The 2,855-nt window shown below is 64.9% G+C and carries 3 protein-coding genes; 2 read left to right on the forward strand and 1 reads right to left on the reverse strand.

Going from position 1 to position 2,855, the window contains the following annotated elements; translation table 11 throughout:
- Positions 1-764, reverse strand: a 764-nt coding sequence (locus tag DM995_RS22230) for an aldehyde dehydrogenase family protein (RefSeq protein WP_232824198.1), incomplete at its 3' end; no start/stop codon positions are given.
- A 286-nt stretch (positions 765-1,050) separates the two neighbouring features.
- On the opposite strand from DM995_RS22230, the gene DM995_RS08330 reads away from it, so the two are divergent.
- Both DM995_RS08330 and DM995_RS08335 read left to right on the forward strand, forming a co-directional pair.
- On the forward strand, positions 1,051-1,764 hold the full coding sequence (locus tag DM995_RS08330) for a response regulator transcription factor (RefSeq protein ID WP_023837980.1): 714 nt from the start codon (positions 1,051-1,053) through the stop codon (positions 1,762-1,764).
- A partial coding sequence (locus DM995_RS08335) for a FecR family protein (protein WP_116969118.1) occupies positions 1,761-2,855 on the forward strand: 1,095 nt, incomplete at its 3' end. The genes DM995_RS08330 and DM995_RS08335, both read left to right, overlap by 4 nt.

Genomic DNA, 2,855 nt, shown 5'->3' on the forward strand with positions numbered 1-2,855 from the left:
CGGGCCGGCCCCATGAAGCCGAAGGCCGAGCCGGCAAGCGCCAGCTCCATGTCCGCACTCGGCGCGACGATGGTGGCGTTGTTGCCGCCGAGCTCGAGCAGACTGCGCGCAAAGCGCTTCGCCGCCGCCTGCCCTACCACGCGGCCCATCGCCGTGCTGCCGGTGGCGGAGATCAAGGCCATGGCGGGATGATCGACCAAGGCAGCCCCGGTCGCGGCATCGCCCAGCACCAGTTGCGACAGGCCTTCGGGCGCATCGGAGCCGAACTCGCCCGCCACCTTGTCGAACAACGCCTGCACCGCGATCGCAGTCAGCGGCGTCTTTTCCGATGGCTTCCACACGATGCTGTCGCCGCACACCAGCGCCAGCGCCGCGTTCCACGCCCAGACCGCGACGGGAAAGTTGAACGCCGTGATGATCGCGACCGGCCCCAGCGGGTGCCAGGTTTCGCTCATCCGGTGACCGGGCCGTTCGCTGGCGATGGTCAGGCCATGCAGCTGGCGCGACAGACCGACCGCGAAATCGCAGATGTCGATCATCTCCTGCACCTCGCCCAGCCCTTCGGACAGCGGCTTGCCGCAATCGAGCGTGACCAGCAGTCCAAGCTCGGTCTTGCGGGCACGCAGCGCCTCGCCGAAGCGGCGCACCAGTTCTCCGCGGCGCGGTGCCGGTACCGTCCGCCAATTCGCAAAGGCGGCGTGCGCCCTCTCTGCGACAAGCTTCACCTGATCGGCCGTGGAGGGTGTAAATCCACCGATGGTCATGCCGTCGACGGGGCTGAAGATCTCCCGATTACCTTCCGGAATGGAGACGCCAAAAGTGGAGTAGATATATCCTATATCGGTTTTTGTCGGGTTCATCTTGTCCTCAAGTCGTCAATTCTGCCGCAGGCTAGACTGCGCAAAGTCGCGGAAATCTGCCATTTGCTGACCGTTCAGCTGTAAAGCTATGTAAAAACGTATACGTGGGACTCGCCAATTCCGCCGAAAACAGGCATTTGCATGCTTAACAAGAGTTAAATCCAATCGGGGCGCATGTCGGGGGAATTTGATGCGCATCGCAATCGCGGATGATGACGCAGCCAGTCTGGCATTTCTTGAAAACGTTGTCATCGGCATGGGACATATCTGCGCCAGATTTGGCGATGGGGAGAGGTTGTCGGCGGCCCTGCTGAGGGACACGTTCGACCTCGTCATGCTCGACTGGAACATGCCTGGCAAGTCCGGTCTGCAGATCGTCGAATGGATGCAGTCAACGCTCGAGAACCCGCCGCCGGTGATCATGCTGACCGCGCGCACCGCCAAGCGCGACGTCACCGACGCGCTCAACGCAGGCGCGGACGATTATATCTGCAAGCCCGAGGAAGAAAGCGTGATCGCGGCGCGCATCACAGCGGTTCTGCGGCGAACGCATGGCGGCGCGACGATGGAGAAGATCGCCGAGTTCGGCGGCTATCGTCTCGACCGCATGGCGCAGACCATCCGCCATGGCGGCAGCGACATCGTGCTCACCGCCAAGGAGTTCGAGCTCGCCGACCTGTTGTTCCGCAATCGCGACCGCACGCTGTCGCGCGCGTACATCATGGAGACGATCTGGCGGACCAGCGCGGATCTCGCCACGCGCACGCTGGACATGCACATCTCGCGCGTGCGGTCCAAGCTCTGCCTCAAGCCGGAAAACGGTTTTCGCATCTTCACCGTTTTCGGTTATGGCTATCGGCTGGAAACGATCGATCCATCCAAGGACCTCGAAGCAACCGGATGACCCTGCGTGCTGCGCCGACGTGCTGGCTGATGCTGCTGATGCCGCTCGTCGGCAGCGTTGCAGCTGGTCTGGCCGGGCCGGGCGAGGCGCTCGCCACGGCAACCAGCGGCCCGGCGCGCAGCGTCGCCTTGGGCCAGGTGCTGGGCGAAGGCGCACGCGTGACCACGGGCCCCGCCTCGTCGCTCTCGCTTTCGCTGACCGACGGCTCGGTGATCACGCTGCCCTCGAACAGCGCGCTGAAGATCGGGCGGCTGCGCAAGCTGCTGATTACCGACAGCATCGATTACGATCTGATGCTGGAAACCGGATCGGTGCGCAGCCGTGTCACCCCGTTCCGCAACCGCGACGACCGCTTCCGCTTGCGCAACCCCATCGCGGTCTCTGCGGTGCGCGGTACCGATTTCCGCACCCATTATGCCGCCGAAAGCGCCACCGCGCGGTCAGAGCTGATCGAGGGCGGCATCGCGCTGACCGCGGGCAACAGTGCCGAAACTCAGCTTGCGCCTGAATTCGGGGCGGTGATCGGCCAGGGTGGCCGGATCGCGGTCGAGCCGCTGCTCCCCGCGCCGCAGCTGATCGGCAATGCGGGGGTCCAGCGGGCACCGCAACCGGCCTTTGCCGTGCAGGACGTACCCGGCGCGCAGGCCTATCGGCTGCAGATCGCGCGCGACAGCGGTTTTGTCGATATCGTCGAGGATGTGCTGGCCAGTTCTCCGGCTTTCACGCTGGCAGAACTGGACAATGGCCGCTATTTCGCGCGCTTCACCGCGATCGCCGCATCCGGGCTGGAAGGCGTGCCCGGCACCTTCGCCTTCCGCCGGCGATTGGCCACCGCGACCCAGGCCGCGGTCTCGAGCGAGGCCGGCTATGTGTTCCGCTGGATCGGCACCGGCGAGGGAGTGCGTCGCTATCGCTTCCAGCTACGCCGCGAGGACAGCCCGAACTGGCTCGTCGACGAGGCCGGGCTTTCCGGTTCGTCGATCGTGCTGAGCGACCTGCTTCCCGGCCGCTATCTCTGGCGCGTCGGCACCACCACGCACAGCGAAGACGAGACCGATACCGACTGGACGGCTTTGGAGAGCTTCGTCCTT

Source organism: Blastomonas sp. UPD001 (assembly GCF_003426715.1).
In the GTDB taxonomy this organism is placed as follows: domain Bacteria; phylum Pseudomonadota; class Alphaproteobacteria; order Sphingomonadales; family Sphingomonadaceae; genus Blastomonas.